Raw genomic sequence first — 21,426 nt, forward strand, 5'->3', positions numbered from 1 at the left:
TTATAACCCCAAACGCCGGCACAGCAGCGCTATGCAGCTATCGCCAGTGGAGTTTGAGAAACGCTATTTCCAGAGCTTGGAAAGTGTCTAGGAAAGCCGGGGCGATTCACTTATCACGTGTGATTGCCAAAACGGGGCCGAGAGCTACATCGGGACGGTACGGAATAGTGGAGGAGGGCGACCATGAGCCTAGAGGTGGAGCGATACCTAGCAGCAGCCACACGCAGCAACACACGCCGAAGCTACCAGGCGGCAATCGAGCACTTCGAGGTGAGCTGGGGAGGATTTTTGCCTGCCACGAGTGACACCATTGCGCGCTACCTGGCTGACCATGCGGGCGTGCTCAGTGCCAATACGCTCAAGACGAGGTTGGCCGCACTTGCGCAGTGGCACCTCAGCCAGGGATTTCCCGATCCGACCAAGGCGCCGATTGTGCGCAAGGTGCTGAAGGGCATTCGCGTCATGCACCCGAGGCCAGAAAAACAGGCGCACCCCATGCAGCTTCAGGAGCTGGAACTGTGCGTTCGGCATCTGGAGCACGTCGCATTGGAAGCTCACCAGGCCGGTGATATACCTCGGCGCCGGCGCAGCCTGCGTGACCGGGCTTTGATTCTCATGGGTTTCTGGCGCGCATTCCGAAGCGACGAACTGTGCCGCCTGCAGATTGAATATATAGAAGTGGCGCCCGGAAAAGGCATGACGATCTATCTGCCGTGGAGCAAGACCGACCGGCAAAACCTCGGCCAGACCTTCCATGCGCCGGCGCTGGCTCGCTTGTGTCCGGTACAGGCTTATCAGGATTGGCTCGATGAGCTTGGCAAAGAAAGCGGGCCCGTCTTCCGAGGGATAGACCGCTGGGGACACGTCCAAGACTCCTCGATTCATCCGAACAGCGTGATTCCCATCTTGCGCGCAGCTTTGATGAATTGCGGACTTCCGCCAGAACGGTACAGTAGTCACTCGCTGAGACGTGGATTCGCGACATGGGCCGCCAGAAATGGCTGGGATCAAAAGACTCTGATGAGCTACGTAGGATGGCGAGACCCCAAATCAGCGCTGCGATATGTTGAGCCTTTAGGCATGTTTTCGGAGCAACTGACCAAGATGGCGCCTTGAGGTATTTATCCCCTCATCACAGCCAATGGGACAAAGGCATCTAGAGATAGCGTGCGAATGGATAGCTACGACACGGGGAGGGCGCTTAAGACTTTATCTATCGAACCACCGGCCATATTTTTTAGATTTCAATCTCGCAAGTACAATGGCAAAGGCCTCGTTCTCCCGCCTGGGAATTCCGTTGAGCATTTCGACGCAAGAGTCCAGTAACTCCCTCGCTTCAATCTCTCCATTCCGTATTGACCCAGATTTAATTATAAATGGCTTCCATTCCACGTTGACCCTAATGTATCTACTCCCTTTTTTAGTTTTTATGGTGCGCCTATGACTATCACCTGTCACCCAGTTGCTCGGCGGAAAGACACAGAACCGAAAGAAATCCATAACATCACTCTCGTCAAGATCATGAAATCTTTTTCGGCACACAAGCAGTTGCCAGAGAATTAGTTTTTCAATTGCACGAAGAGGCCTAAAACCATTGCGTTCCGCGCGTTCTTTATGTCGAACAGGTAGGTCGAGGAGGAAACTTATATCTTCCAGATCAGTCTTTGACCTGGAAATAATCTCTTTCATCGCCCCCTTCATTATTCCGAATCCCTTCCCCTTATAGTCAATAAAGAAAATAGGGAACGGATCTTCACTGGCTGCTTTTTCGGAGTTTTTAAACCGTTCAATTATGCTACCAGTAGGCATTACGCGCGCACGAACTCTTTTATCATCAACCTTTGGCGGTGGTCCACTGAAGCGAATGGACTTTGATATTAAAGTCATAGGGGAAATTGCCAGAGGGTAGTCTTCAGGTGGTTTAAGCCATCCTCTAAGCGTGTTCAATTTCGGATTAATAATGCGCTGGGATACAAGAAGCCGCTCAGTATAGATCCGCACACCAACCTCCGATTTTGCAGAGATATCAAGATACCTGATAATCAATTCCATATAAGCCTCAGGCGCTTCAAGACGAACCAGCCCTCCGCGCAAATCTAAATACACAAGCTGCCAGCCTCCACTCTGGATCCGCTCGAAATATCCGCGACGAATAAGATCCAAATCACTAGCAAGCTTAGAAAGACTTATCCGAAAATAATAGCAAGTTGAAAAAGCCAGCAGAGAAAATTTGCAACTGCCATCAGTAGTTATCTTGCCTACATAGTAATCAATTAAATCAACTGCCAAACCATCCAGACACTCTCCTGGGACTTCTGAAGGCGTCAGAGGATGGGAGCAGGATAACTCTCGAATAATCGATCTAAAGTCTACTCGCTGACTTGGCCCATGCAAGATTCCGATTAAATCCCAGCAAAACGAAATTACATGCCTCTCAGATCGAACCCCTGAAGTCTCAATGAATGGCCGCCACTTTTCATTAATACATAGGGCCCCATCATTGCGGGTGAATCTCGCAATATTTCTTGATTTAGAGACCCAATCTTTGGGCGGGTCTAGGCAAAACCTTAAAAACTCCTGTAGATCACTCGGAGAGAGCACTCGTATAGGCTTTTCACGAATCAGAAAGCTCCAAAGCAAAATTTTTCTGGACAAAGACAAGTATTCCGAAATGGTGGTTTTTGGTTTTCCATCTCGAATTTGAGAAAGGCAGATCTTTGCCAGAAATAGATAGCTACCCCAGGGATCTAGATGCGACGGAGTAGCCTTCAGGAATTCCATGACGCACTCGTATTCCCCTCGAAGCGAATGGCCATCCAATGCCATCACATGAGGAATACAGTCAAAGAAGGGGCAGAAAGACGGCATAGTCGACTACAGCTCCTGTAGCTGCGCCTCAGCCTAGCCAATGCTAGATGCAAAGCTCATTAATCTCAAACGCCTAAAGCCTTTCGGAAATCCACTTAACTGCCAAAAAAGGGTTTATTCAAAGCGGGCAAGGGCCGTGCACTTCATCGAGTTAAGTGTCTGAAGTGTATGCAAAATCTTCCGAGCAGAAGCGAGATGGAAGCTTCTGAATTCCACCTAATTATCAAACAAGGCCTCAGTAGAACGCTCCAGATGAAAGCCTCGAATTTTCAAGCAGTTATCTCTTACCTCACTCCAGTCATTCATCGAAAGTACCTATCGGCACACTCCAAATTCATCCCGAGATCCAACCTAGACCTAGAGATAAGCCTTTGATTCAGAATCGATTCCGGTTAATCGTCTAAATCCTCCGCTCAATCATCAACGTTTTCAACGGGGTGGGGAGTGGCAAACGGCACGTGGCCCTGGACGACCCGCCAGGGGTATTTATGTAATTTAACATAATATACATTATGCGTAGTTATCCATATGACGGGCTGGGCCGAGTCTGCCGCTTTGCGCTTCCCACTGCCTGGAAAAAACCGCTTCGCGCCTCAACCGAGAATGCTGCGGATTCGACTCCGCTGGAATTCAACTCGGTCCACTGCAGGACGCTGCCATCACTTCCCGGCGACTTCGGTTTTCACCCTGGGCATCTCGATGCCGTATTGCTTGACCCGCCGATACAAGGTCGCACGGGAAATGCCCAGCGCCGCCGCGGCCGGTGCCGGCAGCCAGCGGTGACACACCAGGGCGTCCAGCAGTGCCTGTCGCTGCGGGCTGGACGGATGCTCATGCTGCTCACGACGATGCAGGTCACCGTGCAGTTCCTGTGGCAAATCCTCCAGGCGGATCGGGGTTAAGCCGAGATAAGGGGGAAATTCATTCATTTGTTCTGTAAGTAGTTGTTCTTGAATTATTTTTTGTATAACAAGTGCCTCTGCTGACCCGTGGTCTATCTTTTCCGCTTGGCATTCAGGAAAGGAGTGGTTCATGGCATCCCTCGAACGTACCGCCTACCCAGTTTTGTCGCGCGCCTATTCGAGGGCCGAGCTGCAGCGTGAATTCACCTTTTCCGAAGAAGAGGTCACTTGGGTCAAAAGTCGCTCCAATGCAGCATTCCGACTGAATCTCGCCGTTCTATTTAAGACCTTTCAGGTACTCCGATACTTTCCAGAAGTCGCTGAGGTACCGGAGCCAGTCGTTGATTTCATCCGCACACAGATAGGTCTGCGCAGCAAGGTTGCGTTATCACCCTACAAGTGGATGCAGCTTTACCGCCATATGAGTGCAGTGCGGAAGCGGCTTGGGGTTCAGCCGTTTTACGGCTCAGATGGTCCGGACATTGCGTCTGCGCATGCACAGCTGATGGCTCCCCTTCTCGAACAGCGCGCTGACATCATTAATGCGGTAATTGACGAACTGCTGCGTCAGAACTACGAGCTACCCGCCTATTCGACCTTGAATGATCTGGCAGAGGCCGCTCGCGCAGATGCCCAGGAGCATATCTTCAACCTTGTGGTAGCCAGAGCGCCAATCGAGGTAATCAACAAGTTGAAGGACCTGCTCGACACGGATTTTGGGCGTCGGCAGAGTGACTTCAACGCGTTGAAGCAAGCACCCAAGAAACCCTCCCGAAAACATTTGGAGGTGCTGATCGATCATCTAGCTTGGCTAGAGAGCTTTGGGGATTTGGATGCCATTTTTGAGGGAGTCGTCGATACCAAGATCCGCCACTTTGCTGCCCAAGCTGGGGCGTCGGACGTCGCCGAACTGAAGGACTGTTCGCTGCCGAAGCGCTACACGCTGATGCTTGCCTTGATCTACCGGATGCGCGTGCGGACACGGGATCACCTCGCTGAGATGTTCATCCGCCGGATTTCTACGATCCACAAACGCGCCAAGGAGGAACTGGAGCAAATCCAGGCGCGTCAACGTCAGAAGCTGGAGCACCTGGCGGCCACTTTGGACGGCGTGGTGCAAATTCTGGTTCAAGAGCCTGATGACCAAGAGGCTGGCAGCCTGATTCGGGAATACCTTTCTCCGGCTGGCAACCTGGATCGGTTGCGCGAGGTTTGCGCCGAAGTTCAGGCCACTGGAGGTAATAACTACCTGCCGCTGATCTGGAAGCACTTCAAGTCCCATCGCTCGCTGCTATTCCGTCTCAGCCACCTACTCCAGTTAGAGGCGACCACCCAGGATCGCTCGCTTATTCAGGCGCTTCAGCTCATCCAGGACAGTGAAAACCTTCACCGTGAATGGATCGACGAACACGTCGACTTGTCGTTTACATCCGATCGCTGGGTGAAGATCGTGCGTCGCCCTGCCAGTGAAGGGCCGCCGACCAACCGACGTTATCTGGAAGTCTGCGTGTTCTCCTACCTGGCTAGTGAACTGCGTTCGGGTGATCTATGCGTGCAAGGGTCGGAATCCTTCGCCGACTATCGCAAGCAGTTGCTGCCCTGGGAAGAGTGTCTCCAGCGGCTACCGGCATACTGCGAGAAGGTGGGCCTGCCTACCAGCGCGAAGGAGTTTGTAGCCTCACTCAAGAGCCAGTTGGAGGAAACTGCGCAACAGTTGGATGACAAGTTCCCCTCCTGCCGAGGGGATGTGTCGATCAACGATGCCGGCGATCCGATACTGCGGCGGGTGATGGCACGAGACATCCCACCCTCGGCCATCTCGCTACAGACGGCGCTTATGCAGCGCATGCCAGCCAGGCACGTGCTGGATATCATGGCCAACATCGAGCACTGGATTCAGTTCACTCGGCATTTCGGGCCGATGTCCGGCAACGAGCCAAAGCTCAAAGAGCCGGCCGAGCGCTACCTGATGACGATCTTCGCCATGGGCTGCAATCTCGGCCCCAATCAGGCTGCCCGGCATCTGGCCGGTAATGTCACGCCTCACATGCTGTCCTATACCAATCGCCGCCACCTCTCGTTGGAGAGGCTGGACAAGGCTAATCGCGAACTGGTGGAACTCTATCTGCAACTGGATCTGCCCAAGCTGTGGGGAGACGGCAAAGCGGTGGCCGCAGACGGTACCCAGTTCGACTTCTATGACGACAACCTGCTGGCAGGCTACCACTTCCGCTACCGCAAGATGGGGGCCGTGGCGTACCGACACGTGGCCAACAACTATATCGCGGTGTTCCAGCACTTCATTCCACCAGGTATTTGGGAGGCGATCTATGTGATAGAGGGGCTGCTCAAGGTTGGCCTCAGCGTCGAACCCGATACGGTGTACTCAGACACCCAGGGCCAATCGGCCACAGTCTTTGCCTTCACTCACCTGCTGGGCATCAACCTGATGCCACGTATCCGCAACTGGCGCGACCTGGTGATGTGCCGGCCGGATCGCGGCGTGTCGTACAAACACATCAACCGTCTTTTCACCGACACCGCCGACTGGCACCTGATCGAAACCCACTGGCAGGATCTGATGCAGGTCGCGTTGTCGATCCAGGCCGGGAAGATTTCCTCGCCCATGCTGCTGCGTAAGCTTGGTTCCTACAGTCGGCGCAACAAGCTCTATCATGCGGCTCAGGCGCTGGGCAGCGTGATCCGCACGATCTTCCTGCTCAACTGGATCGGTAGCCGCGAGCTGCGTCAGGAAGTCACCGCCAACACCAACAAAATCGAGTCCTACAACGGCTTTTCGAAGTGGCTGTCGTTCGGTGGTGACGTGATCGCCGAAAACGACCCCGATGAGCAACAGAAACGACTGCGCTACAACGACATGGTGGCCTCGTCGGTGATCCTGCAGAACACCGTGGACATGATGCGTATCCTGCAAAAGTTGGCTCGCGACGGTTGGCAGTTCACCGATGAGGACGTGTCCTTCCTCAGCCCCTACCTCACCAGCAACGTAAAGCGCTTCGGCGAGTTCAACCTCAAGCTCAACCGGCCGCCGGAGCCTTGGATCAAGGATTCGGTGTTTCAACAAGCCGCCGGCTCGCTGCGGGTCAGCACAACCCGCCAGGCCGATACCGAGATGGCCCCATGATCAACATTCCTCCCGCATCCTTTCGCGTTACGCCGTGCGGCGAGGTGGACGCCGCCGCATTGGAGAAGCTACGCAGCAGCTTCGATACGTCACAGCTACTCGGTTTGGTCGATCGACTCGACACTAGTCTGGCTGAGCTGGGTGGGATGATTGCTATACGCGACGAGTTGCTGAAGCTGCATACGATGGCCCAGGCGTTGGTCGAAGGCACTCTACCGCCAGTTACGACCGAGGAATCCTCCGTCTGGGAGGTAGCCGAATCAGCGCTATTAGATCTTGAGACGTTGAGTTCCTGGATTCGCACTGCTCAGATTATGATCGCTCCGTTGGTCGATCTGGCTCCAGAACATGGAGTCAATGATTTGCCAGATAGTGAAGGCACCTGAGGGTTTCCAGTCTCAAGGCCAGGGCGTAGCTTGAAATTGGGCTCACTTAACCTACAACGTCACCATCGCGGCCCCGCTGCAATAAGGGCTCCTTCAGTAGCTACGTATGCAGATTCTCATGCCGATGGTGCTGGTCATTGAGGCGTGTGTTCGGAAACAGGTTCATCGTAGATATAGCAGACGCGCTGCCCGAGCCAGGCCTGAGGAAATGGCTGCTCCTGCCTAATCGTATCCTCGATGGTAACAACCCACGACTTCCCGTGCGAGAGCCCGAATAGCTTGGCATCCAGAAGGCTGGATAACCTGCGCTGGCCCTGATAGGCCTCATTGAGGCTGGAGCGCAATACACCAAAACCTCTAAGTAGACGGGCCAGGCCGCTCACTTGGTCGAAACGAATCGGAGTCTCAGTGGCCAGTTGCCCCAGCCACTAAATGCCCCCTGCAGCCTGGTAATGTTCGTCCGGCTCCAGCAACTCACAGAGCGTTACAATGTCGATGTTTCGCCGAGACTGGCTAACGTTTCCATGGCCAGGTAAATCCGGCAATGCGGATACCCTTCGAAATCACCTGGATCGATAACTTTTGCCACTACACGTCACGCCTAATCATTGAGCATCAGGTAGCCCAGCAAATGTCGCTCGGCGAGATTTGCTGCCAAGGCATATGCCGGATCGAGACGTGCCAAACCTGACTGGTTTTGGTCAGCGGAAGTGGCATCAATCGAGAGGGACATTTGTACCTTTGTACCTTTTCTGGACAGCGGTGAATCGGGGTTATGACAATAGCGTGCATTGTACGGCCCCTCAAATACGGAGCGCCGCTCCAGAAAAAGGACTCACGCTATGCTCTACCTTTCGGATGTCCAGCCTGCCTATTGCCCTAAGTGCGGCAAATCCATGGAGCCGAGGCTGCATGGTTGGGAAGCCCAGGATCGTTTCTATAACGCTAAACAGCCTTTTCTCTGCGAATGTGGCGCACGTTATCTTCTCAGGGAGAATGTCGTTGCCAATGTGCGGATTTCGGAGCATCGTGACCGGCCGTTTCGGTTGATCGTGACCGGTCATTTCGCTAATGCGTGACCGCTCATTTCGGTTGCAACGTGACCGATTTTCCACCTGTTCCGAAACAGGCGGTCACGGCTTAGCGAAAGCCTTCCTCTTCGTTGCGCATGACCTGACGCGACCGTCACCCTCGCCCGATTTCGGGAGACGAGGGATGGCGGCGCCGCGAGTAGCCATGCGAAACATCAAAGAATGTCTGCGCCTCAAGCTCGAGGCCGGTTTATCCCACGAGAAGATCGCCCGCGCCTTGCAGCTGTCCAAGGGCGTGGTCAGCAAATACATCACGGCGGCACGTGTGGCCGGGCTGGACTGGCCGGCGTTGGCGGCCATGGATGAGGTCGCACTGGCTGCCGCCTTGTTTGCGCCGACGCCAGCGGGCAAAACGCGCGGTGAGCGGGTGCTGCCCGATGTGCTGAGCATCCACCGCGAGCTGCGGCGCAAGGGGGTGACCTTGCAGCTGCTGTGGGAGGAATATCTCGCTGCGCATGCCGGGCAGCCGACCTACCGCTACACCCAGTTCGTCGAGCACTACCGGCATTACGCCCAGACGCTCAAACGTTCGATGCGCCAGGTGCACCGGGCGGGCGAGAAGCTGTTCATCGACTATGCCGGCCCGACGCTGCCGGTGGTCGATCCGGCCAGCGGCGAAGTCCGCCGGGCGCATATCTTCGTCGCGGCCCTGGGCGCCTCGAATTACACCTATGCCTGCGTGACGCCGGGCGAAACCCAGGTGGACTGGCTGACTTCGCTAGGCCAGACGCTGACCTACTTTGGCGGCACGACCATCTCCGGCACTCCGCCGAGGAAGGCGAAGCAGCGGGCATGGGAGCCCAGCCAATCCGGCAACTGCTGCGACCAAGTGGCCTCGGCGAAGGTGTAGCTGGAGGCACCGAGCACCGCGACGAACACCTGCGCCTGGCGGATCTCGCCGCTGTGACGGTCGATCACCGGCACCGTCTGCCCGGCGTAATCGACGAACAGCTTCTCGCCGACGCGGTGTTCCTGACGCATCACCACGTCCAGGCCCTGCCAGGCCCGGTAATGCTCGCAGAACCAGCTGTACTGAAAGCCCTGCGGCTGGCTCAGGCGGTATTCCTGCCAGAGTAGCGCGAGCGTTACGCCGGGGCGGCGCAGCTCGGCATGCACCCAAGACCAACCGGGCAGTGGCCGCTGCTCGCTGGGCACCGCCGGGGCCGGCGGAAACAGCTGCTGCTCCAGCTCGGCATCGGACAACGAACAGGGCCAAGTGAGGCTGCTGGCGGCAAAGCGGTTGAGATATTCGCCGACACTGCTGTGGCCAATGCCCAAGCCGCAGGCGATCTTGCGCACGGACAGGCCGCAGTCGAACTTGAGGCGCAGCATCTCTCGGATTTTACGCATGGATAAACGCTCCACGACGACCTCTCTGCTTCGAAAAAGAGGTCGATGGTAGTGAAGAAATCCTGCGCGGCTGCCTGCCAGAAAAGTGTCCGGATGGCCGTGGAATCGATGTCCGGATGTGCGTGGAATGAGTGTTCGAATCAGCGTGGAATCCGCAGAGCTGTGGCCCGCATCGCCCGCAGCCCCGCTTCGGCGCAGGCCTCGTCCTGCTCTTCGCTACCGCCGGAGACGCCGATGCCGCCCAGGCAGTGGCCGTCGAGCAGGATCGGCAGGCCGCCACCGAACACCACCAGGCGCTCGCGCGCCGGCAGGCCGAGCCTGAGCCGAGGGTTGTCGCCGAGCACCTCGAGCCAGTCGCGGGTCGGGAAGCCGAAGCTCGCCGCGGTGTAGGCCTTGTCCACGGCGATGCCTTCGGAATGCAGGAAGGCGCCATTCATGCGCAGGTAGGCCAGGGTGTGCCCGGCGCGGTCGACCACCGCCACATGGATGCGGATGCCCAGCGCGCAGGCATGGGCCACCGCGGCCGCGACCGCGCGCTGGGCGGCCTGCCAGTGCAGGTCGGGTGCGTCGACCCGCAGCGTCGTGACGGGCATCTCCACTTCAGCGCCTGACCTTGCTGGCCGGCTCGCCACCGATGCCGAAGTGGCCCTTGGACATCTCGGTGATGATCACCCGCACGCTGGCCAACGGCGCGTCCAGTGAACGCGCGATGGCCTCGCTGACCTCGCGGATCAGCGCCTCCTTATGCTCGTCGCTGCGGCCTTCGAGGATATGAATCTGCGCAATGGGCATCGCTGCCTCCTTGGAAAAGGGCCGGCTCGCGCCGGCCGTCGGTATAGCCTGTTAGACGAAGCGTGCGGAGACGCTGCCCAGCCCCTGGTAGCGCACGCAGATGTTGTCGCCCGGCGCCACCGCCACGGCGGCAGTGATGCCGCCGGTCATGATGAAGGTGCCGGCCGGGATGTGCTCGCCGCGCTCGGCCAGCAGGTTGGCCAGCATCGCCACGCTGGACAGCGGGTGGCCGAGCACCGCGGCGCCGGCGCCGACTTCCACCACCTCGCCGTTCTTCTCCATCACCACGCCGAGGGTGCGCAGGTCGACATCCTCGAGGCTGGCCATCTGGCCGCCGGTGATGAAGCGGATCGAGGAGGCGTTGTCGGCCACAACGCTGATCAGGTCGAACTTGAAGTTCTCGTAGCGCGAATCGATCACCTCGACGGTGGGGATCACGTAGTCGATCGCCGCGATCACGTCGCCGATGTGGCAGCCCGGGCCCTGCAGCGGCGCCTTGGTGACCACCGAGATCTCGGCCTCGATCTTCGGGTGGATCAGCTCGGCGCAGTTCACCGTGCCGCCGTCCGGCACGCTGAAGTAGTCGGCGAGGAAGCCGTAGATCGGCGTCTCGACGCCCATCTGCGCCATCTTCGCCCAGGAGGTCAGGCCCATCTTCAGGCCGACGATCTTGTTGCCGCGCGCTTCCTTGCGCCGGCGGATCTCCCACTGGATGTCGTAGGCATCGGCGAAGGTCATCTCGGGGTAGTCGTTGGTGACCTTGTGGATGTCATGCGCTTGCAGTTCGGCGTTTTCCACGTGCTCGGCCAGGGCCAGCACCTGCTCGCGGGTCATGGTACGGTTCATGCGCTCACCTTCTGGTTCTGGCGGGCCCGGGACATGTCTAGGGCGAGGTCTTCGATCATGTCTTCCTGGCCACCGACGGTGCCGCGGCGGCCGAGCTCAACGAGGATGTCGCGCGCCGGCACGCCGTACTTCTTCTCGGCGCGCTGGGCGAACAGCAGGAACGAGCTGTACACCCCGGCATAACCCAGGGTCAGCGCATCGCGGTCGACGCGGATCGGTTGGTCCATCATCGGCACGACGATGTCCTCGGCCACGTCCATGATCCGGTACAGGTCGATGCCGGTCTCCACGCCCATGCGCTTGCACACCGCGACGAAGACTTCCAGCGGGGTGTTGCCGGCACCGGCGCCGAGGCCGGCGACCGAGCCGTCGATGCGCGAGGCGCCGGCCTCGATGGCGGCCAGCGAGTTGGCGATGGCCATGCCCATGTTGTGGTGGCCGTGGAAGCCGATCTCGGTGGCCGGGCTGAGTTCGGCGCGCAGCAGGCCGATCTTCTCGCTGACCTCGTCGGGCAGCATGTAGCCGGCAGAATCGGTGCAGTAGATGCAGTTGGCGCCGTAGCTCTCCATCAGCCGGGCCTGCTCCAGCACTTTTTCCGCGCTGATCATGTGCGCCATCATCAGGAAGCCCACGGTGTCGGCGCCCAGCTTGCGCGCCATGCCGATGTGCTGCTCCGACACGTCGGCCTCGGTGCAGTGGGTCGCCACACGGATGGTCGAGACGCCGCAATCGAGTGCCATCTTCAGGTGGTCGACGGTGCCGATGCCCGGCAGCAGCAGCGCGGAGACCTTGGCCTGCTTAAGCTTGGGGATCACCGTGCGCAGGTACTCCTCGTCGCTGTGCGCCGGGAAACCGTAGTTGATCGAACGGCCGCCGAGGCCGTCGCCATGGGTGATCTCGATCAGCGGCATGCCGGCGGCGTCGAGGCCGGTGGCCACCGCGACCATCTGCTCGAGGCTGATCTGGTGGCGCTTGGCGTGCATGCCGTCGCGCAGGCTCATGTCGTGCAGGGTGACTTTCTTGCCAGTCAGATTCATGGTGCGTCTCCCTTAGGCCAGTGCCGCTTCGCGCGCTGGCAGTTGAATGGTGCCGGCGGCGATTTCCTCGGCGAACAGCTCGCCGGTGCGCAGCGCAGCGGCGGTCATGATGTCCAGGTTGCCGGCGTACTTGGGCAGGTAGTCGCCCAGGCCCTCGACCTCCATGAAGATCGACACTCGGTTGCCGTCGAACACCGGGCCGTTCTTCAGCCGGTAGCCGGGCACGTACTGCTGCACCTCGCGAATCATCGCCTGCACCGACTCGGTGATGGCGTCCTGGTCCGGCTCGCCTTCGGTCAGGCAGTGGATGGTGTCGCGCATCATCAGCGGCGGCTCGGCCGGGTTGACCACGATGATCGCCTTGCCTTCCTTCGCCCCGCCGACCTTCTCGATGGCGCCGGCGGTGGTGCGGGTGAACTCGTCGATGTTCTTGCGCGTGCCCGGGCCGATGGAGCGCGAGGACACGGTGGCGACGATCTCGGCGTAGGCCACCGGCTGCACGCGCGATACCGCGGCGACCATGGGGATGGTGGCCTGGCCGCCGCAGGTGACCATGTTGACGTTCATCTCCAGGGTGCCGACGTGCTGCTTGAGGTTGACCGGCGGCACGCAGTAGGGGCCGATGGCCGCCGGGGTCAGGTCGACCATCAGCACGCCCAGCTCGTTGAGCTTGCGGCTGTTCTCGGCGTGCACGTAGGCGCTGGTGGCGTCGAAGGCGATACGGATGTCGTCGTCGAGTACGTGCGGCAGCAGGCCGTCGACGCCTTCTGCGGTGGTCTTCAGGCCGAACTCGCGGGCGCGCTTCAAGCCATCGGACTCGGGGTCGATGCCGACCATCCACACCGGCTCGATCCAGTCGGAACGCAGCATCTTCATCACCAGGTCCGTGCCGATGTTGCCCGGGCCGATAATCGCCGCCTTGAGTTTCTTGCTCATGGGTGTTTCCCCTGTTCTCGTTCTAATCAGATGAAGCGCACGCTGGCGCTGCCGATGCCGCCGATATCGACGCGCATGAAATCACCAGCCTTGACCGGTTCCAGCGGAACCTGCGAGCCGGACAGAATCACTTCGCCGGCCTTCAGGCCGATGCCGAAGTGGCCGAGGGTGTTGGCCAGCCAGGCCACGCAGTTGACCGGCGTACCCAGCGCAGCGGCGCCAGCGCCGGTGGAGAGCAGCTGGCCGTTCTTCTCCACCACCATGCCGCAGGTGACCAGATCGACCTGCCGCGGTGAGACGGCCTGGTCGCCGAGCACGAACAGCCCGCAGGAGGCGTTGTCCGCGACGGTGTCCTGGATCTTGATCTTCCAGTCCTGGATGCGCGAATCGACCACTTCGAAGCAGGGGATCACGCATTCGGTGGCGGCCAGCACGTCGGCGTTGGTCACGCCCGGACCCATCAAGTCCTTCTTGAGGATGAAGGCGATCTCGCCCTCGGCGCGTGGCTGGATCAGTTTCTCGCTGATCGGCATCGCCTCGCCGCTGTTGTAGACCATCGCGTCGGTGAGGTAACCGAAGTCCGGCTGGTGCACGCCGAGCATGTTCTGCACGGCCTTGCTGGTGACGCCGATCTTCTTGCCGATCACGCGCTCGCCAGCGGCGAGGCGCCGTTCCAGCATGCGCAGGGAGATGTGGTAGGCGTCCTCGACGGTAATGTCGAAGCCGCGGCTGGTCAGCGGCGTGATGGTTTCGCGCTGGACCATCGCCTGGTAGAGCTCGTCGCCGAGCTGGTTGATCAATGCCTTGTCCATGATGGTTCTCTCAGGATGGGGTGCGGTCCGCCTCGGCGAGGAAGTCCTCGACCAGGCGGGCGAAACGGTCGGCGTGTTCGATCTGGGTCCAGTGGCCGCAATGGCCGAACACGTGCAGTTGGGCGTTCTCGATCCACCGGGCCAGGGTCAGCGAGGCCTCGAGCGGGATGATCCGGTCCTCGCGGCCGTGGATCACCAGCGTCTCGTGGGGCAGGGCGCGGATGTCCGCCTCGCGGCTGGCCAGGTCCTCGATGCCGCGCTGCCGCGGCGGCGGGAACATCGCGGCGAAGGACTCCTGGAAGCCCGGGCGGATGCTGGCCTGGTAGCGCAGCTCGGCCAGCTCGTCGTTGACCAGGGTGCGGTCGTAAGCGAACAGGTCGAGCAGCTGGCGCATGTTGGCCAGCGATGGTGTATAGCCCCAGGCTGTCTCCAGCCCTTCGGTGATCGGGAAGGACACGCCAACGCTGCCCATCAGCACCAGCCGGCGCACGCGCTCGGGGTGACGGATGGCCAGGGCCAGTGCCAGGCCGCCGCCGAACGAGTTGCCGACGATGTCGGCCTGGGCGATGCCGAGGGCATCCAGCACGCCGATGGCATGCTCGACCCAGCGTGCCTGGCTGTACTGCTGGTCGGCCGGGCGTTCGCTGTAGCCGAAGCCAAGCATGTCCGGGGCAACCACCCGGCGCGTCTGCGCCAGCTGCGGGATGATCCCGCGCCAGTTGGCCCAGGCAGTGACGCCGGGGCCTGAGCCGTGGATCAGCATGACCGGGAAGCCCTGGCCCTGGTCATGCAGGTTGGTGCGGTAGCCGGCGGCGAGGATCTCGCGGCCGATTTCCGGACTCTGCTCGGGTGCGTTCATGGCCTAAGTCCTCAGAGCTTCACGCAGATGTTCTTCAGCTCGGTGTAGAACTCCAGCGAGTGCACCCCGCCTTCGCGACCGATGCCCGACTGCTTGGCGCCGCCGAAGGCGGTGCGCAGGTCGCGCAGGAACCAGCTGTTGACCCAGACGATGCCGACCTCGATCTGCCCGGCGACGCGGTGCGCGCGCGAGGCGTTCTCGGTCCAGATCGCCGAGGCCAGGCCGTAGGGCAGGCTGTTGGCCAGCTCGATGGCTTCCTCTTCCGTGTCGAACGGGCGGATGTGGCAGCAGGGGCCGAAGATTTCCTCGGTGACCACCGCCGAATCGTCCGGCAAGCCGGTCCAGATGGTCGGCTGCACCCAAGCGCCGCCGGCCAGGTGTGCCGGCATGTCCGGCACGCCGCCGCCGGTGACCACGGTGGCGCCCTCGTCCTTGGCCTTCTGGTAGTAGCTCAAGACCTTCTCGCGGTGCTTGTGGCTGACCAGCGAGCCGAAGTTGGCGGTCGGGTCGTTCGGCTCGCCGATCTTCAGCGCCTCGGCGCCGGCCTTCAGGCGGGCGACGAACTCGTCGAAGATCGGCCGCTCGACATAGACCCGCTCGGTGCCCAGGCAGACCTGGCCGCAGTTGGCGAAGGCCGAGCGCAGGGTGCCCTCGATGGCCTTGTCCATGTCACAGTCGGCGAACACGATGCCGGCGTTCTTGCCGCCCAGCTCCAGCGACACCTGGCGCACGCCCTTGGCAGCGGCGCGCATGATGGTCTCGCCGGTACCGGTCTCGCCGGTGAAGGTGATGGCGTCAACGTCCGGATGGGCGGTGAGGAAGGCACCGGCCGAGTTGCCGCCGAATCCGTGCACCACGTTGTACACGCCCGGCGGCACGCCGGCGGCGTTCATCACCTCGCCGAGCAGGGCGGTGGTGGTCGGGGTTTCCTCGGACGGCTTGACCACCACGGTGTTGCCGCAGGCCAGCGCCGGGCCGACCTTCCAGGTCATCAGCAGCAGCGGCAGGTTCCACGGGCTGATCACACCGATCACGCCCTTGGGACGGCGAACGCCGTAGTTGAGCGCGCCGGTGCCGTCCGGGGTGGCCATCTCGAAGGCCTCGGTGGGCACGTTCTTCACCAGGTCGGCGAAGACCTTGAAGTTGGCCGCGCCGCGCGGGATGTCGATGTGGCTGGCCAGCGACTTCGGCTTGCCGGTGTCCTGGCATTCGGCCTCGAGGAACTCGTCGAAGCGCGCCGTGATACCGTCGGCCACGCGATGCAGGATCTCGGTGCGCTCGGCCACGGTCATCCTGCCCCAGGGGCCCTTGAGCGCCGCGCGCGCGGCCTTGACCGCGGCGTCTACCTCGGTTTCGCCGGCCTCGTGGACCTTGGCGATCAGCTGGCCGTTGACCGGGTTGACGTTGTCGAACAGCTTGCCGCTGGCCGAGCCGACGTACTGTCCGTTGATGAAGTGTTTGATCTCTTTCATGTGCACGCTCGTGTTCCAGGCGATTCGGGTCAGGTCAGCGCGGTGAAGAAGCGCTCGTTGAGCTGGCGGTCGTGGTAGAAGATCGCCTTGCCCAGCTGGTCGGTGGTCCAGGTCACGGTGGGCTGGTCCGGGTAGTGGTAATCGCCGCCGCAGAACACCTCGTTGCGGTTGCCGGAAGGATCGAAGAAGTAAATGGTTTGGCCGTGAGTCAAACCATGACGGGTCGGGCCGATGTCGATCGAGGTGTCGGTCATGCTGATCAGGTCGGCGGCGCGCAGCACGTCGTTCCAGGTCTCGAGGAAGAACGAGGCGTGGTGCAGCTTGCCCTGCTCGGGATGCTGGATGAACGCCACGTCGTGGGCCTTCATGCTGCAGGTGAGGAACTGGGCGACGCGGTTGCCCTCGGGATCGAGCACCTGCTCGGCCAGGTCGAAGCCGAGCACCTCGCGGAACAGGCGCAGGGTTTCCGGCAGCTCGTCGCCGTACAGCAGGGCGTGGTCGAAGCGGGTCGCCTTCATGCCCTTGAGGCCGCGCGGCCAGGCTTCCGGGTTGATCTCGGCGATGCCCCACTTGCCGGTCTGCTGCTTCTCGGCGAACAGCTCGAAGCAGTGGCCGGACGGTGCGCTGAAGCGGATGCGCCGGCCGCAGTCCTTGAGTTCGCCGGCCGGGATGCTTTCCACCGCGCAGCCGAAGGCCACCAGCGCCTCGGTCAGGCGGCCGAGGGTGGCGTCGTCGAGCACCTTGAAGGCCATGAAGTCCATGCCGGCCTCATCGGCCTCGCGCAGCACCACGGAGAACTTGTCGACCTCGGTCCAGCCCTTCAGGTAGACGCGGCCCTTGTCGTCGCGGTCGACCTCGATCAGGCCGAGCAGCTCGACGTAGTGCTCGAGGGCCTTGGCCATGTCCAGCACGCGCAGTTGAATGTGCCCGGGGCGCATTACACCTTTTTTCATTTCGATACCTCTTGTCTTTGTTGTTGGGTCATGACGGGGAGAGCAGGCGCCGGGACCGGCTCCTGGGAATCGGTCAGGCCGAGGAACTCGATGTCCAGGTCGCTGTGCGGCATCAGCCGGCAGGCCAGCGCCAGGCCCAGCTCGCGGGCCTGGGGATCGACGTGGCGGATGCTCATGCGCCCGCACTCGTAGCGGCCGCTGTGCACCTGCACCCGGCACAGGCCGCAGCCGCCGCCGCGGCAGCCGACCTTCACGCAGCCGAGGTTGTGGGTTTCCATGGCCTGCAGCACGCTCTGGCCTTCCTCGCAGAAGAAGCTCGCGCCGCTGGCGGTTTCGGTGATGCGATAACGCTGGCCCATGACAGGCACCTCAGATCTTCTTGGACAGGGCCGAGCGGGTGCACTCGCCGGCGCCGTCGGCGGCGGTGAGGAAGCGCTCCATGAAGATGTCGCGTTCGAACAGCCGGCCCTGCATCAGGGTAGTGAGGCTGCGTCGATCATCGGCGGCGGGCCGCACAGGTAGGCCTTGTGGTCGCTGAAGCGGCCGTCGAAGTGCGCCTGCTGTACCTGGAGATGGGAATGGCGGCACAGATTCACTGCCAGGCCGAACCGGAAATACCGCCGCCAATGATGCCGATGCCCAAGGCTGGTTTGTTGTTGTTCATGCTGATACTCGTCATGGTTTTGTTGTTTGGTTACGACGATCATGGCGAAGTCATCGCTATTGATAAATACACCACAAACCATACAAACTATTATCATTGCGAATGATCCTGCCAGCCCGGCGGGGCGTCGGCGATGACCCGAGGGAGGCTCCATGGAACTGCGTGACCTGGATTTGAACCTGCTGCTGGTGTTCAACCAGTTGCTGGTGGATCGACGCGTCTCCACCGCCGCGGAGAGCCTGGGCCTGACCCAGCCTGCCGCGAGCAACGCCCTGAAGCGCCTGCGCACCGCGCTGCAGGACGACCTCTTCGTGCGCACTTACCAGGGTATGGAGCCCACGGCATACGCTGCGCAGCTGGCCGAGCCCGTCGCCCAAGCGTTGCACACCCTGCGCGAAGCCCTGCATCACCAGGAACGCTTCGATCCGCTGACCAGCGAGCGCACCTTCACCCTGGCCATGACCGACATCGGTGAGATCTGTTTCATGCCCCGGCTGATGGATGCGATCACGCGCCAGGCTCCCCGTTGCGTGATCTCCACCGTGAACAGCAGCTCGGCGAGCCTGGCGCGGGCTCTGCAGGACGGCGACGTGGACCTGGCCGTGGGCCTGCTGCCCAACCTGCAGTCCGGGTTCCTCCAGCGCCGGCTGCTCCGCAACCGCTACGTGTGCCTGTGCCGCAAGGGCCATCCGGCCACCCGCGAGCCCCTGATCTTGGAGCGCTTCTGTGCCTATGACCACGTGCGTGTGATCGCCTCCAACACCGGGCACGGCGAAGTGGACGCCCTCATGGCGCTGGCCGGCATCCGGCGCAAAATTCGCCTGGAGGTGCCGCATTTCACTGCCGTCAGCCATATCCTGCAGCGCACCGAGCTGCTCGCCATCGTGCCCGAGCGCTTCGCCGAACGCTGCGTGGAACCCTTCGGCCTGACTACCCTGCCTATCCCCGTGGCCCTTCCGGAAATCTCCATCAACATGTTCTGGCACGCGAAATACCACAAAGACCCGGGCAACCACTGGTTGCGGCAACTGATGTTCGAGCTGTTTTCGGATTGAGTGACAATCCTGCCCGGTCAATACGGTCGGCAGTGACCTTCGGCCTTGCGCAATCAGCTTGTACCCCGGATTGGCATCGGGGCAGCTCATGTAGCCGGCGCAGGGCGATACCCCAGTCTAGCCGGGGTGCCAAATCCGCCGGCCCCACAACGGCCGCACCCTCTGCATCGTGTCCGAGGCCAACCTGGTGGGTAACCGCTCCATAAAACCCACCTGCCCATAGTCCACATATCGTTGGATGCTGAGCTCCCGTTTTTCTCACTGGTGTTCACCGCCATGATGCGTCCCGACGCCAAGGTGCAGAAGGTCTACCTCTACCCCAAGCCCGTCGACTTCTGCAAATCCATCAACGGCCTGGCCGCCTTGGTCGAGCTGGACATCAGAGTGGAAGTGTTCAATCCGGTGCTGTTCGTGTTTCTCAACCGCACCCGCAGCCAAGTCAAGATCCTCTACTGGGAGCGCAACGGCTTCTGCCTGTGGCTCAAGCGCCTGGAAGCCGAGCGCTTCAAGAACAAGTCCGATGCCGGGAATGAGGCCATCGAGCTGACGGTCGACGAACTGAACTGGCTGCTTGATGGCATCGACCTGTGGCGTAACCGCCCACACCAGGTACTGACGCCGCGCTTCGTGGTCTGAGCCGGTATAATCCGGCGCCATGAAATTTGGCACCGACAACCTTCCCGACGATCCCGTCCTGCTCAAGGCTTTGGTTCTGCAGTTGCAGGAAAAGCTCGCCCTGCTGCGCCACAAACTGTTCTCGCCAAAGTCCGAACGCAGTCCCGAAGATGCCGATTCGCCGCAGTTGGCCATGTTCAATGAAGCGGAAGAGCTTGTTGAGGAAGTGGCTACGGAATCGAGTGCAGCCGAAGCTGAAGAAGTCGTCGCACCCGTCAAGCGTCGCGGCAAGCGCAAGCCGCTGCCGACCAATCTGCCGCGCGTGGAAGTCATCCATGAGATGCCCGAGCACGAGCTGACCTGCGCCTGCGGTTGTCGCAAGCAAGCCATTGGCGAGGAAACCAGCCAACAGCTGGAAATCATCCCGATGCAGGTGCGAGTCATCCGCCACGTGCGCAAGACCTATGCCTGCAAGACCTGCGAAGCCGCGCCGGTCACCGCCGACAAACCGGCGCATCTGATCGAGAAAAGCCTGGCCAGCCCCAGCGTGCTGGCGATGCTGCTGACCACCAAGTACGCCGACGGCATCCCGCTGTATCGCTTCGAGAAGATGCTCAGCCGCCACGGCGTCGAGATCCCGCGCCAGACGTTGGCGCGCTGGGTGATCCATAGCGGTGAACAGCTGCAACCGTTGCTCAACCTCATGCGCGACAAGCTGCTGGACTACCCGGTGCTGTACTGCGACGAGACTCGCCTGCAGGTGCTGCATGAGCCGGGACGTGATCCCACCGCGCAATCCTGGATGTGGGTGCAAAGCGGTGGTCCACCGGATAAGCCGGTGATCCTCTTCGACTACACCGCCAGCCGCGCGCAGACGGTGCCGCTGCGCCTGCTCGACGGCTAACGCGGCCACCTGATGACCGACGACTACGCCGGTTACAACGCCGTGGATATGCAAGAGGGCATCGAACGCCTGGGCTGCTGGGCGCATGCGCGGCGCAAGTTCGTCGAAGCGCAAAAGGTGCAGCCCAAGGGCAAAACCGGCCGTGCCGACATAGCGCTGAACCTGATCAATAGGCTCTACGGCATCGAGCGCGACCTGAAAGAGGCCAACGACAGCGAACGCCTGGATGCCCGTGAGCAATGCAGCCAGCCACTGCTCGACCAGCTCAAGGCCTGGATGGACAAGACCCAGCCGCAGGTCGCCGGGCAGACGGCTCTGGGCAAGGCGGTGAACTACCTGGCCAGCAACTGGAACAAGCTGGTGCGCTACATCGAAGGCGGGCATCTGCCGATCGACTACAACCGCACCGAGAACGCCATCCGCCCCTTTGTCATCGGGCGCAAGAACTGGCTGTTCAGCGACACGCCCAAGGACGCCACCGCCAGCGCGCAGATTTACAGCCTGATCGAAACCGCCAAGGCCAACGGGCGGGAACCTTAAGCCTGGCTGCGCCACATCCTCGAACGCCTGCCGGTCGCCGGCCGCGTCGAGGACTACGAAGCGCTGCTGCCGTGGAATTGCTCGCTAGTGTGGCGTTTCACAAATAACACTCATATTTTTCGGCCTAGCGCCTCGGCTGCCCGGCCGACGCTCGCCAAGATTTCATCGGCCTTTCGGTGCCAGCGAAAGGGTCGAGGGT

Annotated in this window: 19 protein-coding genes and 5 pseudogenes; 9 read left to right on the top strand and 15 right to left on the bottom strand. The window is 60.9% G+C overall.

Annotated features, from left to right (window positions below; genetic code table 11):
- The first annotated feature begins 183 nt into the window (after positions 1 to 183).
- On the top strand, positions 184 to 1,116 hold the full coding sequence (locus ACNFIA_RS31520; RefSeq protein ID WP_416790932.1) for a site-specific integrase: 933 nt from the start codon (positions 184 to 186) through the stop codon (positions 1,114 to 1,116).
- 93 nt (positions 1,117 to 1,209) lie between these two features.
- Here ACNFIA_RS31520 and ACNFIA_RS31525 read toward each other — a convergent pair whose 3' ends face one another.
- Complete coding sequence (locus tag ACNFIA_RS31525; protein ID WP_416790933.1) at positions 1,210 to 2,781, bottom strand: hypothetical protein; 1,572 nt, start codon at positions 2,779 to 2,781, stop codon at positions 1,210 to 1,212.
- 746 nt (positions 2,782 to 3,527) lie between these two features.
- Positions 3,528 to 3,761 (bottom strand): annotated as a pseudogene (locus tag ACNFIA_RS31530) (helix-turn-helix domain-containing protein); the annotation flags it as partial.
- Between the two features lie 139 nt (positions 3,762 to 3,900).
- Here ACNFIA_RS31530 and ACNFIA_RS31535 point away from each other — a divergent pair.
- Together ACNFIA_RS31535 and tnpC (ACNFIA_RS31540) are read left to right on the top strand one after the other, a co-directional pair.
- Positions 3,901 to 6,915: a Tn3 family transposase gene (locus tag ACNFIA_RS31535; protein ID WP_416790934.1), complete on the top strand. Its 3,015-nt coding sequence runs from the start codon at positions 3,901 to 3,903 to the stop codon at positions 6,913 to 6,915.
- The gene (gene tnpC, locus ACNFIA_RS31540) at positions 6,912 to 7,301 is read left to right on the top strand and encodes a Tn3 family transposase post-transcriptional regulator TnpC (RefSeq protein WP_416790936.1); all 390 of its coding nucleotides are present in this window, start codon (positions 6,912 to 6,914) and stop codon (positions 7,299 to 7,301) included. The genes ACNFIA_RS31535 and tnpC (ACNFIA_RS31540) overlap by 4 nt, the downstream gene beginning before the upstream one ends.
- A 601-nt stretch (positions 7,302 to 7,902) precedes the next feature.
- Here the strand turns inward: tnpC (ACNFIA_RS31540) and ACNFIA_RS31545 are convergent.
- Positions 7,903 to 8,034 (bottom strand): hypothetical protein, encoded by a 132-nt coding sequence (locus ACNFIA_RS31545; RefSeq protein ID WP_416790937.1) that lies wholly within the window; start codon positions 8,032 to 8,034, stop codon positions 7,903 to 7,905.
- A gap of 109 nt (positions 8,035 to 8,143) precedes the next feature.
- On the opposite strand from ACNFIA_RS31545, the gene ACNFIA_RS31550 reads away from it, so the two are divergent.
- Together ACNFIA_RS31550 and ACNFIA_RS31555 are read left to right on the top strand one after the other, a co-directional pair.
- Complete coding sequence (locus ACNFIA_RS31550) at positions 8,144 to 8,380, top strand: hypothetical protein (RefSeq protein ID WP_416790938.1); 237 nt, start codon at positions 8,144 to 8,146, stop codon at positions 8,378 to 8,380.
- A gap of 136 nt (positions 8,381 to 8,516) precedes the next feature.
- Positions 8,517 to 9,140 (top strand): annotated as a pseudogene (locus tag ACNFIA_RS31555) (IS21 family transposase); the annotation flags it as partial.
- Here the strand turns inward: ACNFIA_RS31555 and istA are convergent.
- From istA to ACNFIA_RS31615, 12 genes and pseudogenes are all read right to left on the bottom strand, one after another.
- Positions 9,137 to 9,742 (bottom strand): annotated as a pseudogene (istA, locus tag ACNFIA_RS31560) (IS21 family transposase); the annotation flags it as partial. The pseudogenes ACNFIA_RS31555 and istA overlap by 4 nt on opposite strands.
- 140 nt (positions 9,743 to 9,882) lie before the next feature.
- Positions 9,883 to 10,335 carry a GlcG/HbpS family heme-binding protein gene (locus ACNFIA_RS31565; protein WP_416790939.1) on the bottom strand — a complete coding sequence of 151 codons (453 nt, stop codon included), beginning with the start codon at positions 10,333 to 10,335 and terminating at the stop codon, positions 9,883 to 9,885.
- A gap of 7 nt (positions 10,336 to 10,342) precedes the next feature.
- Positions 10,343 to 10,579, bottom strand: coding sequence for a 2-hydroxymuconate tautomerase (locus tag ACNFIA_RS31570; protein ID WP_416790951.1), 237 nt, complete (start codon positions 10,577 to 10,579; stop codon positions 10,343 to 10,345).
- A 6-nt stretch (positions 10,580 to 10,585) separates the two neighbouring features.
- Entirely contained in the window at positions 10,586 to 11,380 is a 795-nt protein-coding gene (dmpH, locus tag ACNFIA_RS31575) for a 2-oxo-3-hexenedioate decarboxylase (protein WP_416790940.1), read from the bottom strand.
- The gene (gene dmpG / locus ACNFIA_RS31580; protein WP_416790941.1) at positions 11,377 to 12,417 is read right to left on the bottom strand and encodes a 4-hydroxy-2-oxovalerate aldolase; all 1,041 of its coding nucleotides are present in this window, start codon (positions 12,415 to 12,417) and stop codon (positions 11,377 to 11,379) included. Before dmpG ends, dmpH begins: the two co-directional genes overlap by 4 nt.
- Positions 12,418 to 12,429: 12 nt before the next feature.
- Positions 12,430 to 13,353 (bottom strand): acetaldehyde dehydrogenase (acetylating), encoded by a 924-nt coding sequence (locus tag ACNFIA_RS31585; protein ID WP_416790942.1) that lies wholly within the window; start codon positions 13,351 to 13,353, stop codon positions 12,430 to 12,432.
- 26 nt (positions 13,354 to 13,379) lie between these two features.
- Positions 13,380 to 14,165, bottom strand: a complete 786-nt coding sequence (gene dmpE, locus ACNFIA_RS31590) for a 2-oxopent-4-enoate hydratase (protein WP_416790943.1) — start codon at positions 14,163 to 14,165, stop codon at positions 13,380 to 13,382.
- Positions 14,166 to 14,175: 10 nt separating this feature from the next.
- Positions 14,176 to 15,024 carry an alpha/beta fold hydrolase gene (locus ACNFIA_RS31595; protein ID WP_416790945.1) on the bottom strand — a complete coding sequence of 283 codons (849 nt, stop codon included), beginning with the start codon at positions 15,022 to 15,024 and terminating at the stop codon, positions 14,176 to 14,178.
- Positions 15,025 to 15,035: 11 nt separating this feature from the next.
- The gene (locus ACNFIA_RS31600) at positions 15,036 to 16,496 is read right to left on the bottom strand and encodes a 2-hydroxymuconic semialdehyde dehydrogenase (protein ID WP_416790946.1); all 1,461 of its coding nucleotides are present in this window, start codon (positions 16,494 to 16,496) and stop codon (positions 15,036 to 15,038) included.
- A 29-nt stretch (positions 16,497 to 16,525) separates the two neighbouring features.
- Positions 16,526 to 17,449 (bottom strand): catechol 2,3-dioxygenase, encoded by a 924-nt coding sequence (locus ACNFIA_RS31605; RefSeq protein ID WP_416790947.1) that lies wholly within the window; start codon positions 17,447 to 17,449, stop codon positions 16,526 to 16,528.
- The gene (locus tag ACNFIA_RS31610) at positions 17,446 to 17,808 is read right to left on the bottom strand and encodes a 2Fe-2S iron-sulfur cluster-binding protein (protein WP_416790948.1); all 363 of its coding nucleotides are present in this window, start codon (positions 17,806 to 17,808) and stop codon (positions 17,446 to 17,448) included. The genes ACNFIA_RS31605 and ACNFIA_RS31610 overlap by 4 nt, the downstream gene beginning before the upstream one ends.
- Before the next feature lie 10 nt (positions 17,809 to 17,818).
- Positions 17,819 to 18,003, bottom strand: a pseudogene (locus ACNFIA_RS31615) (phenol hydroxylase); the annotation flags it as partial.
- Between ACNFIA_RS31615 and ACNFIA_RS31620 the strand changes: the two are divergent.
- The 4 genes and pseudogenes from ACNFIA_RS31620 to tnpC (ACNFIA_RS31635) all read left to right on the top strand — a co-directional run.
- A complete protein-coding gene (locus ACNFIA_RS31620) occupies positions 17,977 to 18,219 on the top strand; it encodes a hypothetical protein (protein WP_416790953.1) in 243 nt (80 codons plus the stop codon). The pseudogene ACNFIA_RS31615 and the gene ACNFIA_RS31620 sit on opposite strands and share 27 nt — an antisense overlap.
- Before the next feature lie 46 nt (positions 18,220 to 18,265).
- Entirely contained in the window at positions 18,266 to 19,168 is a 903-nt protein-coding gene (locus tag ACNFIA_RS31625) for a LysR family transcriptional regulator (RefSeq protein WP_416790949.1), read from the top strand.
- Between the two features lie 276 nt (positions 19,169 to 19,444).
- The gene (gene tnpB / locus ACNFIA_RS31630) at positions 19,445 to 19,804 is read left to right on the top strand and encodes an IS66 family insertion sequence element accessory protein TnpB (protein WP_416790950.1); all 360 of its coding nucleotides are present in this window, start codon (positions 19,445 to 19,447) and stop codon (positions 19,802 to 19,804) included.
- Positions 19,805 to 19,823: 19 nt separating this feature from the next.
- A pseudogene (gene tnpC, locus ACNFIA_RS31635) lies at positions 19,824 to 21,311 on the top strand (IS66 family transposase); the annotation flags it as partial.
- Between the last annotated feature and the right edge of the window lie 115 nt (positions 21,312 to 21,426).

Source organism: Pseudomonas sp. NY15437 (genome assembly GCF_048068435.1).
Classification (GTDB): domain Bacteria; phylum Pseudomonadota; class Gammaproteobacteria; order Pseudomonadales; family Pseudomonadaceae; genus Pseudomonas; species Pseudomonas nitroreducens_B.